10 protein-coding genes are annotated in these 13,520 nt (G+C 68.6%); 8 read left to right on the top strand and 2 right to left on the bottom strand.

Annotation, left to right across the window (positions count from 1 at the left end):
* Nucleotides 1-77: 77 nt before the first annotated feature.
* Nucleotides 78-575: a ribonuclease E activity regulator RraA gene (gene rraA / locus B9P64_RS03900; protein ID WP_085314896.1), complete on the bottom strand. Its 498-nt coding sequence runs from the start codon at nt 573-575 to the stop codon at nt 78-80.
* Between the two features lie 68 nt (nt 576-643).
* Nucleotides 644-1,906 carry an MFS transporter gene (locus B9P64_RS03895; RefSeq protein WP_085314895.1) on the bottom strand — a complete coding sequence of 421 codons (1,263 nt, stop codon included), beginning with the start codon at nt 1,904-1,906 and terminating at the stop codon, nt 644-646.
* Nucleotides 1,907-2,072: 166 nt separating this feature from the next.
* On the opposite strand from B9P64_RS03895, the gene B9P64_RS03890 reads away from it, so the two are divergent.
* The 8 genes from B9P64_RS03890 to B9P64_RS03855 all read left to right on the top strand — a co-directional run bounded on the left by B9P64_RS03890 (nt 2,073) and on the right by B9P64_RS03855 (nt 13,485).
* On the top strand, nt 2,073-4,301 hold the full coding sequence (locus B9P64_RS03890; RefSeq protein WP_085315092.1) for an ABC transporter substrate-binding protein: 2,229 nt from the start codon (nt 2,073-2,075) through the stop codon (nt 4,299-4,301).
* A 3-nt stretch (nt 4,302-4,304) separates the two neighbouring features.
* Complete coding sequence (locus B9P64_RS03885; RefSeq protein WP_085314894.1) at nt 4,305-5,282, top strand: ABC transporter permease; 978 nt, start codon at nt 4,305-4,307, stop codon at nt 5,280-5,282.
* 7 nt (nt 5,283-5,289) lie between these two features.
* Nucleotides 5,290-6,720, top strand: coding sequence for an ABC transporter permease (locus B9P64_RS03880; RefSeq protein ID WP_085314893.1), 1,431 nt, complete (start codon nt 5,290-5,292; stop codon nt 6,718-6,720).
* A gap of 10 nt (nt 6,721-6,730) precedes the next feature.
* A complete protein-coding gene (locus B9P64_RS03875; RefSeq protein WP_085314892.1) occupies nt 6,731-8,596 on the top strand; it encodes an ABC transporter ATP-binding protein in 1,866 nt (621 codons plus the stop codon).
* 332 nt (nt 8,597-8,928) lie between these two features.
* The gene (locus tag B9P64_RS03870; protein WP_176256709.1) at nt 8,929-11,472 is read left to right on the top strand and encodes a TonB-dependent receptor; all 2,544 of its coding nucleotides are present in this window, start codon (nt 8,929-8,931) and stop codon (nt 11,470-11,472) included.
* Nucleotides 11,473-11,663: 191 nt separating this feature from the next.
* Nucleotides 11,664-12,278 carry a MotA/TolQ/ExbB proton channel family protein gene (locus tag B9P64_RS03865; protein WP_085314890.1) on the top strand — a complete coding sequence of 205 codons (615 nt, stop codon included), beginning with the start codon at nt 11,664-11,666 and terminating at the stop codon, nt 12,276-12,278.
* A 27-nt stretch (nt 12,279-12,305) separates the two neighbouring features.
* The gene (locus tag B9P64_RS03860; RefSeq protein WP_085314889.1) at nt 12,306-12,731 is read left to right on the top strand and encodes an ExbD/TolR family protein; all 426 of its coding nucleotides are present in this window, start codon (nt 12,306-12,308) and stop codon (nt 12,729-12,731) included.
* A gap of 4 nt (nt 12,732-12,735) precedes the next feature.
* Nucleotides 12,736-13,485 (top strand): energy transducer TonB, encoded by a 750-nt coding sequence (locus B9P64_RS03855; RefSeq protein ID WP_085314888.1) that lies wholly within the window; start codon nt 12,736-12,738, stop codon nt 13,483-13,485.
* Nucleotides 13,486-13,520 lie beyond the last annotated feature (35 nt).

The raw sequence follows: 13,520 nt of genomic DNA, 5'->3' as shown, positions 1-13,520 counted from the left end.
CTGGCGGCCGGGCGTGCGACGCAGCTGCCGCGCCACCGGCCGTGGCGCGCCCAGCGCCGGGCGTCAGCCGTCGCGCCTCAGCCGAGCTTGACGTCGCTGACCAGCACGCCGTCCTCGTCGCCATAAACCCAGTCGCCCGGGCGCACCACGCCGCCCGGAAACTGCACCGCGATGTCGCGCTGGCCGCCGTTGAGCTTGACGCTTTTCTGCGGATGGGTGCCGAGCGCAAACACCGCCACGTCGCAGGCCGCCAGTTCCCGCGTGTCGCGCACCAGCCCGTTGACCAGCACGCCGGCCCAGCCATTCCTGGCCGCCAGCACGCCGAGGTTGCCGCCGACCATCGCGCAGCGCTGCGAGCCGCCGCCGTCGACCACCAGCACCCGGCCCTCGCCCGGCTCGCCGAGGATGGCGCGCACCAGCGTGTTGTCCTCGAACGCCTTGAGCGTGACTGCCGGCCCGGCAAAGCCGGTACGGCCGCCAAAGCTGCGCCAGCCCGGCGCCAGCACGCGCAGGCTGCCGGCGGCGATGCGGTCTTCGTTGGCATCGCAAAGATCGGTGGTGGCGGGATGGGTCATGAAGCGTTCTCCTGAAGTGAGGGTTGAGGGCCGGCCCGGCTTTGTGCCCGCGCTGGCCGACGCCGCGCTTACGCCGGCTGCGGCGTCGCCAGCGCGCGCCGGCCGCTGCCCACGCGCCAGGCGCTCAGCACCGCCAGCGCCTGGGCCACGGCCACGCAGACCAGCACGGTGCGAAAGCGCCCGGCATCGAGCGCCGGCCCGAGCAGCAGCGGACTGGCGCCCAGCCCCAGATCGAGCCCCGAATAGACAAAGCCGTAAACCCGCCCGTAGCTGGCCTGGGCAAACCGGCCGGCCGCCGCGCGCCGCACCAGCAGATCGCGGTTGGGCCCGGCCACGCCCACGCCAAAGCCCATCGCCGCCAGCATCGGCAGCACCGCCCAGGCCGGCGGCAGACCGGTGGCCAGCAGCGCCGCCACCGCCGCCGAGCCCAGCAGCGCCACCGCCACCGGCCGGTCGTTGTCCTCGGTGCGCGAGGCGACAAAGCCGCCCACGAAAGTGCCGACCGCCCCCGCCAGCAGGAACAGCGTGATCGCGAAGGTGGACGTGGCGCGCGCCAGCCCGAACACATGCTCCAGCGTCGGCGCGCCAAAGCTCTGCAGCAGGCCAAAGGCCGCCGCCGACGTGAGGAAGAAGGCGAAGCAAAGCCAGACCGCGCGCACGCCCAGAAAGCCGAACCGGCCGGTCGTGCCCGTCGCAGCTGCCGGCACCGGAGCCGCCGCCTGCCGCGCCAGCGCCGCCCGATCATCGAGCAGGCCGCGCCCGAACCACAGCGCCAGCCAGGCCAGCGCAGCCACGGCCGCCGCCGTGAGTGCCGCCGCGCGCCAGCCCGCGAGCGCCGCCACGCCGGCCAGCAGCGGCGGTGCCGCCGCCCAGCCCAGATTGCCCGCCAGCCCGTGCATCGAGAACGCATGGCCCAGTCGCGCCGGCAGCACGCGCCGGTTGAGCAGCGCGAAATCGGCCGGATGGAACACGCAATTGCCCAGCCCGGCGAGGCCGGCCGCGAGCATCAGCCCGCCATAACCCTGGGCCAGCGCCAGAGCCAGCGCCGCCAGCACAAAGCTGCTCACGCCGGCCAGCAGCACCGGCAGCGCGCCAAACCGGTCGACGACAAAGCCGGCCAGCGCCTGCCCGGTACCGCTCACCGCGAAGAACAGCGTCACCAGAAAGCCCGCCTCGGCAAAGCCGATGCCGAAGGCCGGCATCAGCCACGGAAACAGCGGCGCGAGCAGCAGATGGAAGAAATGCGATACGGCATGCGCGAAACCCACCAGGGCAATCACGGCCGCATCGCGGCTGGGCGCCGCCGGGGGCGCTGCAAGAGTGGCTGACATCGAAATTCCCGTCCGGCTCGCGGCGCTGCAAGCAAGCGCGCAAACCATTTGCAACCGCTGGCGAAGCCTCCGCCCGGTCTGGCACGGAAACCGCAAGCGCGAGCCGGAATCCTAAATGTTCATGGCACCATCGTCCGCCTTGATTGCCTCCGACAAGACCTCGCCCATGCCTCGTCGCCTCGCGCTTGCCCTTGGCACCAGCCTGCTCCTGCTTGCCGGCTGCACCGGCAATGCGCCCTATCCGGAAAGCTGGATCAGGAGCAACACCCTGTTCACCACCTTCCAGGAACGGCCCAAGTACTTCGATCCGATCAGCTCCTACAGCACCAACGAAACTCCGTGGACCTATGGCGTGTTCGAGCCGCTGTACCAGTACCACTACCTCAAGCGGCCCTACACGCTCGAACCCAAGACCGCGCTCGACCTGCCGGTGCCGCGCTACTTCGCCAAGGATGGCAGCGAGCTGGCCGGCGATCCGCCCGCGAGCGAAGTGGCCGAGAGCCTGTACGTCATCCACCTCAAGCCGGGCGTGATGTACGCGCCGCATCCGGCGTTTGCGCGCGACGCTGCCGGCAACTACCTCTACCACTCGCTCACGCCCGATCAGCTCACCGGCAAGTACTCGCCCTGGGACTTCGAGCAGACCGGCACCCGCGAACTCACCGCCGCCGATTACGTCTACGGCATCAAGCGCCACGCCAGCCCCTGGAATGCCACGCCGGCGCGCTTCTACCCGGTGATTGCGCAATTCGTGGTGGGCCTGCGCGACCTGGGCAACAAGCTGCGCGAACAGCAGGCCGCCGAGGACAAGGCCAATCCGCGCACCGAGCGCTGGCAGCCCTGGCACGACCTGCGCGATGCGCCCTTCACCGGCGCGCGCGCCATCGACGATCACACGCTTGAGCTGCGCATCGTCGGCAAGTACCCGCAGACGCGCTACTGGCTCGCGATGACCTTCTTTGCGCCGGTGCCCTGGGAAGCCGAGCGCTTCTATGCCCAGCGCGGCATGGCCGAGCACAGCCTGTCGCTCAACACCTGGCCGGTCGGTACCGGCCCGTTCATGATCGAAAGCCAGCGCCCCAACCAGAACGTGATGGTGCGCAATCCCAACTATCGCGGCGAGCTCTACCCCTGCGAAGGCAAGCCCGGCGACAAGGAAGCCGGCCTGCTCGACGACTGTGGCAAGCGCATGCCCTTCGTCGACCGCGTGGTGTCGACCAACGAGCGCGAGCGCGAGCCCGGCAACACCCGCTTCATCCAGGGCTATGCCGATGTGCTCGACATCGACCGCTCGGATCGCGGCTTCGAGTTCCAGCGCCAGATGATGGAAAAGAGCGGCCAATGGGAAACGCTGCGCGACCACGGCGTGAAGCTGCCGTCGTCCTTCGACCCGACGGTCTGGTATCTGGGCTTCAACATGCTCGATCCGGTGGTCGGCGACGGCAGCAATCCGGCCCAGGCCGAGCGCAACCGCAAGCTGCGGCTCGCGCTGTCGATCTCGACCAACTGGGAGGAGCACGCGAGCGTGTTCTTCGACATCTACGGCGATGCGCGCACCGGCATGGGCCCGGTGCCGCCCGGCCTGTTCGGCTACCGCGACGGCGAGGCCGGCATCGATCCGCACACCCATGTGTGGGTCAACGGCGCCGCGCAACGCCGCCCGCTCGAAGACGCGAAGAAGCTGCTGGCCGAAGCCGGCTATCCCAACGGCATCGATACGAAAACCGGCCGGCCGCTCGTCCTCTACTACGACAGCAGCGGCGTCGGCCCGGGGTTTCAGGCGCGGCTCGACTGGCAGGTGAAGCAGGCGGCGCGTCTGGGCATCCAGATGGAAGTGCGGCCGACCGACTACAACCGCTATCAGGACCGCATCCGGCAGGGGCAGGTGCAGATCTTCTGGCGCGGCTGGAATGCCGACTATCCCGATCCCGAGAACTTCCTGTTCCTGCTCTACGGCCCCAACGGCAAGGTCAAGCACGAGGGCGACAACGACACCAACTACGCCAACCCGGCCTTCGACCGGCTGTTCGAGCAGATGTCGACCATGACCGACGGCCCCGAGAAGCAGGCCGTCATCGACCGCATGGTGACCCTCGTGCGCGACGACGCGGCCTGGATGTGGGGCCTGTGGCCGGCGTCGTCCGGCAACTACCAGACCTGGGTCTACAACGGCTTTCCGACCATCATCAACCGCAACACCCTGCTCTATCTGCGCGTCGATCCGGCGCTGCGGGCCCGCCTCGTCACCGAGTGGAACCGGCCCGAACTGTGGCCGCTGGCCGTGCTGGCGCTGCTGCTGGCGCTGCTGGCCTGGCCGGCCTGGGCGGTATTCAAGCGGCGCGAGAACGCCACCGGCCGCCAGCCCGCCGTCGACATCTCCGCACTGCGAGGCTGAACCATGCTTGCCTACATCGTCCGCCGCGCCCTCTATGCGGTGCTGGTGCTCATCGGCGTCAACCTGCTCACCTTCGTGCTGTTCTTCAGCGTCAACTCGCCCGACGAAATGGCCCGGCTCACGCTCGGCGAGCGCCGCGTCAGCTCCGAGGCGGTGGCGCTCTGGAAGGCCGAGCGCGGCTTCGACAAGCCGACCTACTTCAACCCCGGCGCGACTGGCCTCGGCAAGTTCACCGAGACCATCTTCTTCGACACCTCGGCCGACAGCGCGCGCTTTCGCTTCGGCTATGCCAACGACGGCCGCGAGATCCGGCGCCAGATCGTCGAGCGGCTGCCGGCATCGCTGGCGATCGCCACGCCGGTGTTCCTGGTCACGGTCGGCGTGTCGATCCTGTTTGCGCTGCTGCTGGCGTTTTTGCGCGGCACGCGGCTCGACTCGGTGGGCGTGGTGACGCTGGTGGCGCTGATGTCGATCTCGTCGCTGTTCTTCATCATCATCGGGCAGTACGTGTTCTCGAAGATGCTGCGGCTCATGCCGTCGTCGGGCTTCGCGCCCGGCGCCGAGATGTTCGCCTTCGTGCTGCTGCCGGTGGTCTGCATGATCCTCGCGCGGCTCGGGCCCGACTCGCGGCTCTACCGCTCGATCTATCTCGAAGAACTCGGCAAGGACTATGTGCGTACCGCGCGCGCCAAGGGGTTGTCGGAGGGCAAGGTGCTGCTGCGCCATGTGCTGCGCAACTCGCTGATCCCGATCATCACCGCGTCGGGCCTGCTGCTGCCGGCGCTGTTCGTCGGCTCGATCGTGACCGAGAGCTTCTTCTCGATTCCGGGTCTGGGCAGCTTCACCATCGAGGGCATCAACACGCAGGACTTCAACATCGTCCGCGCCATGGTGTTCTTCGGCTCGCTGCTCTACGTGGCCGCCTTCCTCATCACCGACATCGCGTATTCGTGGGCCGACCCGCGCATCCGCCTGCACTGAGCCGCACATGAAGATCGTCATCCTCTGGACCGACGCGGTCATGCTCGCGCTCGTGATCGCCGTGCTCTGGTATGCCGCGCTGGTGCGCGCCACGCCGCATCTGGCGCAGACCTGGCGCCGCGCCTTCCGCAACACCACCGGCGCGGTCACGGCCACGCTGCTGGCGCTGTTCGTGGCCGTGGGTCTGGCCGATTCGCTGCACTACCGGCCGCTGCTGGCCAATGCCTCGGCAAGCGCGCCGGTCTATGCGCCGGTCACCTACTCGGTGCTCGATGCGCTGCTCAAGCCGCTGGTCGATTCGCGCGAGAAGACCTATTCCGCGCCGCTGGCCTGGATCGGCTTCCAGAAGGAGGCGACGGTCGGTGCCGACGGTCAGGCCACGCGCGACTATCCGCGGCTCGACCACGGCGGCGCCCATCTCAAGAATCCCGACGCGCAATGGACCGGCGACGTGCTGCGCCGCGCGCTCGGCGGGCTGGCACTCGGCGCGCTCGCTGCGCTGCTGATCGCCGCGCTCACTGCCGCGTGGGTCGCGCGGCGCCGCGCCGGCAGCGGCGTCGGCACGCCGGGCCAGACGCCGATCGCCGCCGCCTGGGACGACATCGCCGCCGGCCGCACCGCCTTCCCGGTACGCGCCGTCATCGCCACGCTGGCGGTGGTCGCGCTGATCGCCGGGCCGGTCGCGGCGCTGGCGGGCCACTACCACGTCCTCGGCACCGACCGCACCGGGCAGGACCTGCTGCTGCTCGCGCTCAAGAGCATCCGCACCGCGCTCGTCATCGGCAGCATGACCACGCTCGTCACGCTGCCCATCGCGGTGGGCCTCGGCATCCTCGCGGGCTATCTGCGCGGCTGGGTCGACGAGGTGGTGCAGTACGTCTACACCGTCATCAACTCCATCCCCTATGTGCTGCTGATCGCCGCGTCGGTACTGATCCTGCTGCTGTTCATCGACCGCAATGCAGCGATGTTCGCCACCGCCGCCGAGCGCACCGATGCGCGGCTGTTCTTCCTCTGCGTGATCCTCGGCATGACGAGCTGGACCGAGCTGTGCCGGCTGGTGCGCGGCGAGGTGCTCAAGCTGCGCGAGCTCGAATACGTGCAGGCCGCGCAGGCCTTCGGCACCAGCACCTGGCGGATCATGACCGCGCACCTGCTGCCCAACGTGATGCACCTCATCCTCATCAACATCGTCATCAGCTTCTCGGGACTGGTGCTGGCCGAGGCGGTGCTGACCTATGTGGGCGTCGGCGTCGATCCGTCGATGGCCAGCTTCGGCAGCCTCATCAACACCGCGCGCACCGAGCTGTCGCGCGACCCGACCATCTGGTGGACGCTGGCGACCGCCTTCACCTTCATGTTCACGCTCGTGCTGTCGGCCAACCTGTTCTCCGATGCCGTGCGCGATGCCTTCGATCCGCGCTCGGTGCGCCGCTGAAAGCCCAGCCATGTTCCAGCTCCGCAACCTCAGCACGCGCATCGCTTCCGAGCACGGCGCGGTCGTGCCGGTCGACGATGTCAGCCTCGATCTGCGCCCCGGCGAAACCTTCGCCATCGTCGGCGAATCGGGCAGCGGCAAGTCGGTGACCGCGCTCAGCATCGCCCGCCTGCTGCCCGACAACGCCTGGATTTCGCAGGGCAGCGTGATGGACGGCGACACCGACCTCGTCGACCTGCCCGAGCATCTGATGCGCGCCGTGCGCGGCAAGCGCATCGCCATGATCTTTCAGGAGCCGGCCACCAGCCTGAACCCGGTCATGACCGTCGGCCGGCAGATCTGCGAGGCCATCGAGACGCACACCCAACTGCGCGGCGACGCGGTCAAGGCCCGGGCCATCGACTGGCTCGGCCGGGTCGGCATCCCCGAGCCCGAGCGCCGCTTTGGCAGCTATCCGTTCCAGCTGTCGGGCGGCCAGAAGCAGCGCGTGATGATCGCGATGGCGCTGGCGCTCGAACCCGAGCTGCTGATCGCCGACGAGCCCACCACCGCGCTCGACGTGACGGTGCAGAAGCAGATCCTCGATCTGCTCATGCAGCTCAAGCGCGAGCAGGGCATGACCATCCTGCTCATCACCCACGACCTCGGCGTGGTGGCGCAGGTGGCCGACCGCGTGGCGCTGATGTATGCCGGCCAGCTCGTCGAGACGGCAACCGCAAAGGATTTCTTCGCCCGGCCGCTCCATCCCTATGCGGCGCAGCTGCTCGACGCGCTGCCCGATACCAGCAAGCGCGGCCGCAGCCTCGAAGCCATCGCGGGCAGCGTGCCGGCGCTCAACCAGAACTTCACCGGCTGCCGCTTTGCGCCGCGCTGCCGCTTTGCCGCCGACCGTTGCAGCGAGGGCGTGCCGGCGCTGTACGAACCGGCCGAGGCGCGCGCGGTGCGCTGCTTCGGCTTCGAGCCGAGCCGTCCGCTGCCGCTGGTGCGGCGCCAGATTCCGCCACCTGAAAGCGGCCTTGCAAAGACGGCTTTCGAGGTCGGCGCGGCCGCTGCGCCGGTCGCGGGCCGGCCGCTGCTCTCGGTGCGCGAGCTGTGGGTGCGCTTCCCGATCCGCAGCGGCCTGCTGCGGCGCGCGGCGGCGAGCTTCGATGCGGTGCGCGGCGTGAGCTTCGAGCTGCGCGCCGGCGAGACGCTGGCCCTCGTCGGCGAATCGGGCTGCGGCAAGACGACCACCGGCAAGGCGCTGCTGCAACTGCTGCGCGGCACGGCCGTGACCAGCGGCCATGCCGAGCTCGACGGCATCGAGCTGATGAGCGCCAACGGCGCGGCACTCAAGCGCGCGCGACGCGATGCGCAAATCATCTTCCAGGACCCGTTCGCCTCGCTGAACCCGCGCATGCGCGTCGGTGAAATCCTGGAGGAAGGCCTGCTCAGCCTGCGGCCCGAGTTCGACGCCGCCGAGCGCACCCGGCGCGTCGATGCGCTCATCGATCAGGTCGGCCTCGCGCGCAACGCGCGGCTGCGCTATCCGCACGAGTTCTCGGGCGGCCAGCGCCAGCGCATCGCGATCGCGCGCGCACTGGCGGTCGAGCCGCGCCTCATCGTCTGCGACGAACCCACCTCGGCGCTCGACGTGTCGGTGCAGGCGCAAATCCTCAACCTGCTCAAGCAGTTGCAGGCCGAGCTGGGCGTGGCCTATCTGTTCATCACCCACAACATCGCGGTGGTCGAGTACCTGGCCGAGCGGGTTGCCGTCATGCGAAAGGGTGAGATCGTCGAGCAAGGTTCCGCCGCCCAGGTGCTGCGGCAATCCGCCAGCGACTACACCCGCACCCTCATCGCATCGGTTCCGCCGGTACCGGTTCGCGCGGCCTGACAACGCTTGCAAGTCCATGGCGCCGCCACGGGCAAACCGTGGCGGCGCCGTTTTTCATGCGGCTGATGCATTTCATGCACCTTGCAAGCGCTCGCCGGTCACCGTCTGCGGGCATCGCCGCACCAATCGATTTCTTCTGTCCATAGGACACAACGGTCACTCAGGAGAGATGTCACAGACATTGCTGATTGACTGCCAAAACCACAAGAATCGTGAACTTCGGTGAGCTTATGCACGCCCGCATGAGCGATCGTTTCGAGCCGCGCCAGTCCGTCATCCGCGGCCGTGCGGCGCGAGCGACCGATCTCCTGTCCATCTCTGGGGATTCATCCATGTTCCGATTCAGGCCCATCAACCTGGGCGTCACGCTTGCCATCACCGGCACCGTCGTGTCGCTGACCGCCCCCCTGCATTCGGCGCAGGCACAGACCACCGCGCCGGCGCAGCAGCTCAATCGTGTCGAAGTGACGGGTTCCGCCATCAAGCGGACCCAGGTGGAAGGCCCGGCGCCGGTCGAAATCCTGCGCCGCGACGCCATCGAGAAGACCGGCGCCACCTCGCTCAACGAGCTGGTGCGCAACATCGCCTCGATGGACATCTTCGATCAGGGCGAGCTCACGTCGAACAGCCCGGCCGGCTCGGGCGCGGCGAGCTTTCGCATGCGCGGCCTCGACGACACCAATCTGCTGGTGCTCATCAACGGACGCCGGCTGCCGGTGAATGCGCTCTACGACTCGTCGGGTGCGGGCGCCTCGGTGGACATCAACATGATTCCGATCGCGCTCGTCGAGCGGGTCGAAATCCTCAAGGACGGCGGCTCGGCCATCTACGGCGCCGACGCCATCGCCGGCGTCGTCAACATCATCACGCGCAGCGACTACCAGGGCGCCGAGGTCTATGCCAACTACGGCATCAGCAGCCGGCAGGATGGCCAGGAACAGCGCTACGGCCTGGTGACCGGCAAGGGCAGCGTCGCCGAGGACGGTTACAACATCACCGCGTCGATCGACTACTTCAAGCGCGACCCGATCTATCGCAAGGACCGCGAGCTGAGCAAGTCGGTCGACTTCCGGCGCTACGGCGGCCGCGACGCGCGCAGCGGCTTCTCGCCCTACGGCAACTATGTCGATCCGGAAACCGGCGCCTTCACCGGCGGCTCGGTCCTGCCCTGCCCGGCCGCCAACCTGAGCGGCGGCATCTGCCGCTACGACTTCAACTCCAGCCTGCTGACCGCCTACAACGGCGCCGACCGGCTCAACACCATGCTGCTCGGCGCGCTCAAGGCCGGCGAGGTGAACCTGACCGGCGAGTTCATCTACTCGCAGTCGATCAACCATTTCGAGAGCCATCCGGTCCCCGACTACTTCACCGTGCCGAGCGGCACCGGCCTGATCGCCGGCCGCTTCATGCAGGGCGGGCCGCGCATCACCGACCGCAAGTCCATCCTCACCAGCACGGCGGTGGGCGCCAACGGCATGCTCGGCGAGTACGAATGGAAGGTCGACGTGGGCCGCGCCGCCAGCCGCGTGACCAACAACGACAGCAACTACTACGACGCCACGCTCTGGACTGCCGCCACCGAGAGCGGCGCGCTCGACCCGACCGTCACCACCAACGATCAGGCCTTCGTCGACAGCCTCAAGGTGCGACCGCGCCGCGACGGCATTTCCATCGCCACCTATGTCAACACGCTGCTGCGCGGCGACCTGTTCCAGCTGCCGGCCGGCGCGCTCGGCTTTGCGGTCGGCGCCCAGTTCCGCCGCGAGACGCTGAGCGACAAGCCCGATCCGCTGAGCCAGGCCGGCAATGTGGTCGGCAGCATCCAGCAGTCGGCGGTGTCGGCGGACCAGACCGTGAAGTCGGTGTTCGGCGAGCTGAGCGTGCCGATCCTGGCCAAGCTCGAAGGCCAGATCGCGGTGCGCTACGACAAGTACAGCGAGTACAGCGCGGCCAGCCCCAAGCTCGCGCTCAAGTACGACGTGCTGCCCGAACTGGCGTTCCGCGCCTCGGTGGCCAAGAGCTTCAAGGCGCCGGCGCTCAAGCAGCTGTTCGGCGCCAGCGAGCAGGGCGCGCTGACCATCAGCGACCAGCATCAGTGCGATCTGCTCGGCATCCCGGCCGGCACCACCTGCCTGATCTCGGCCTATCAGGTCAACGGCTCCAATCCCTCGCTCAAGCCCGAGAAGGGCAAGACCTACAACGTCGGCGCGATCTTCGAACCGACGCCGATGTTCAGCGGCTCGCTCGATTTCTGGTGGGTCTACAAGACCAACGAGATCAACACGCCGACGATCACGCAGGCGATCGAGAGCGGTCTGGTCGGTCGTGACGAGCGCACCAACCAGTTCCTGATCTTCACCAACCTGCAGAACTACCAGCAGCGCGCGGTGAACGGCGTCGACCTCGATCTGCAAGGGCGCTTCCCGGTGAATGGCCTGGGCCGCTTCACGCTGCGCGAGTCGATCACGTACACCAAGTCGAACCGCATCAAGACCGCCGAAGGCACGGACGAGTACGCCGATACCTACATCTATCCCAAGTACCGCAACGTGGTCACCGCCGGCTTCGACCGCAACGAGTACTCGACGCAGTTCGTCGTGCGCACCACCGGCGGCTTCTGGGATACCGACGAGCCCAAGCCCATCGCCGAAGGCGTCAACCGCGTCGCGCCCTATACCGAGGTCGACTGGACCGGCCGCTTCGGCGGCATCAAGAACGTGTTCATCGACGTGGGCGTAAAAAATGTCTTCGATCGTCAGCCGCCGCTGAGCCTGACCAATGCGCTGAACAACACGTACTCGCAGATGGGCTTCGCCGAGCTGTACTCGATCCGTGGCCGCTTCTTCTACGGCAAGGTCAGCTACCGCTTCATGTGATCGCGCCGGTCGATCGTTGCACCGGGGCCCGTCCGATCCGTCGGCCGGGCCCCGGTGCATTTTGATCCGTCGATCGCCGCAACCGGACTGGCGGGACACGCTGACACGGGCATGACTTACGCTTGCAGCACGCGCCGCCAAACGTCGGCGCCCCTTCCGATTACGCCTTGTTCTCCTCGGGATTTTCAACCGTGCTCGACACCATCATTCAGTACTCCAAGGACTCCTGGGGTCTCATTCCGCTGCTCATGCTCGTCCTCGTCATCGGCATCGCCGTGATCGTCGAGCGCTTCTTCTTCTTCCAGCGCAGCATCCAGGCCGGCGCCACGCTCGAATACGACCTCAAGCAGGTGGCGGCCGGCGACAGCGCCAAGGCGCAGACGGTGGCCACGCATTACGGCGCCACGGTGCAGGGCGAGCTGGTCAAGTCGGCGCTGGCGGCCCAGGGCAAGCCGGAAGAGGCCTTCGACCGCGAGGTCGAGGAAACCATCATGTTCCAGATGCCCAAGCTCGACCGGAACCTATGGGTGCTCGACACCTGCGTGACGCTCGGGCCGCTGATGGGCCTGCTCGGCACCATCATCCACATGATCGAAGCCTTCAGCGCGCTCGCCGCCACCGGCGGCCAGAACGCGCATTCGGTCACCGGCCCGATCTCGCATGCGCTGGTGGCGACCGCCGTCGGCCTGTGCATCGCCATCGTCTGCGTGGTCTTCCTCAACTACTTCAACAAGCGCATCCGCATGCTGGTCAACCAGATGGACCTCATCAAGTCGATGCTCATCACGCGCTTCGCTGCGGCCTGAACCGGTTTGCCTTGAAGGAGTATTCCAATGGCAAGAAATCACCGCGGCCACTACTTCGGCGGCGAGCACGGCGCGCGCATCGAGATCATTCCGATGATCGACGTGATGATGTTTCTGCTGGTGTTCTTCGTGCTCATCAGCCTCAACGTCATCCCGGCCTTCGGCATCAGGACCGCGCTGCCGCAGAGCAGCACCGCCACCCGCGCCGCCGAGCCACGGCCGCCGCTGGTGGTCAGCGTGCGCGAGGACGGCGCCACCGCGCTCGACGGCCATGCGCTGCCGCTGGCCGACATCGCCGAGCGCATCGCCCAGGCCGTGGCCGGCGACGCCCGCCAGCGCGTGCTGGTCAATGCCGACCAGGCGGTGCGCTGGCAGGCGATCGTCGAGGTGATGGATGCGCTGCGCGCGCGCGGCGTGGAGGCCGTGACCTTCGCCGCCAAGAAGTCGGGCTGAGGCGATGTTCGACTGGCTGTTTGCGCGTCGCGATCCGGTAGCGGTGCTGCTGTCGCTGACGCTGCTGGCCGGCGGCATGAGCTGGCTGCGCTCGGTCCGGCCGCCGGCGCCGCTGCGGCCGGCGGCCGCGCCCGAGATGGTGGTGCGGCTCGAAGCCGCGCTGCCGGCGCCGCCGGTTGCCATGCCGCCACCGCCCGCCGCCGTGCCGCCTGTGCCGCCCGCCGCGCCGCCCGTGCCGGCCGCTGCGGCGCGGCCGGTTGCCAGCCCGGCGCCGGCTGCAACGCCGGTCCAGGCGCCGCTCCCGCTGGCGCAGGCCGCGTCGGCGGCGCCAGCGTCATCCGCCGCGCAAGCGGCCGCCGCAGCGGCACCGGCTCCGGCGGCGCCTCCGGTCGCGCCCCAGCCCGCCCCTGCGGCGCCGCAATCCGCCGCCGCAGCGCGCCCTTCCAGCGCCGGCGCCGACGCCAGCTACACCGCCCAGCTGCGCGCCTATCTCGAATCGATCAAGCGCTACCCCAGCAGCCGCGAGGCGCGCCAGTCGCGGCCCGAGGGCACGGTGCGGCTCTGGCTCGTCATCGACCGCAGCGGCCAGCTGGTCGACTGCGGCATCGAGCAGGGCTCGGGCGCGCTGGCGCTCGACGCCGAAGCGCGCCGCACCGTGCGCAACGGCAGCTATCCCGCCTTCCCGGCCGACGCCTTCGGTGGCGCGCCGACCCACCGCTTCACCGTCGATCTCGACTACCGCGTCGAGGGCTGACCGCTCTTTTCCCTCCTTCGCCTACCAGCCCCAGA

The organism is Derxia lacustris (assembly GCF_002105195.1).
Taxonomy (GTDB): domain Bacteria; phylum Pseudomonadota; class Gammaproteobacteria; order Burkholderiales; family Burkholderiaceae_E; genus Derxia; species Derxia lacustris.
This window is presented reverse-complemented; position numbering and strand designations above follow the sequence as displayed.

Bases quoted from the DNA above. Each gene is read 5' to 3' on its own strand.
- B9P64_RS03870 (WP_176256709.1), top strand. From the start codon at position 8,929: ATGTTCCGATTCAGGCCCATCAACCTGGGCGTCACGCTTGCCATCACC.
- B9P64_RS03860 (WP_085314889.1), top strand. From the start codon at position 12,306: ATGGCAAGAAATCACCGCGGCCACTACTTCGGCGGCGAGCACGGCGCG.
- B9P64_RS03875 (WP_085314892.1), top strand. From the start codon at position 6,731: ATGTTCCAGCTCCGCAACCTCAGCACGCGCATCGCTTCCGAGCACGGC.
- B9P64_RS03855 (WP_085314888.1), top strand. From the start codon at position 12,736: ATGTTCGACTGGCTGTTTGCGCGTCGCGATCCGGTAGCGGTGCTGCTG.
- B9P64_RS03880 (WP_085314893.1), top strand. From the start codon at position 5,290: ATGAAGATCGTCATCCTCTGGACCGACGCGGTCATGCTCGCGCTCGTG.
- B9P64_RS03885 (WP_085314894.1), top strand. From the start codon at position 4,305: ATGCTTGCCTACATCGTCCGCCGCGCCCTCTATGCGGTGCTGGTGCTC.
- B9P64_RS03890 (WP_085315092.1), top strand. From the start codon at position 2,073: ATGCCTCGTCGCCTCGCGCTTGCCCTTGGCACCAGCCTGCTCCTGCTT.
- B9P64_RS03895 (WP_085314895.1), bottom strand. From the start codon at position 1,906: ATGTCAGCCACTCTTGCAGCGCCCCCGGCGGCGCCCAGCCGCGATGCG.
- rraA (WP_085314896.1), bottom strand. From the start codon at position 575: ATGACCCATCCCGCCACCACCGATCTTTGCGATGCCAACGAAGACCGC.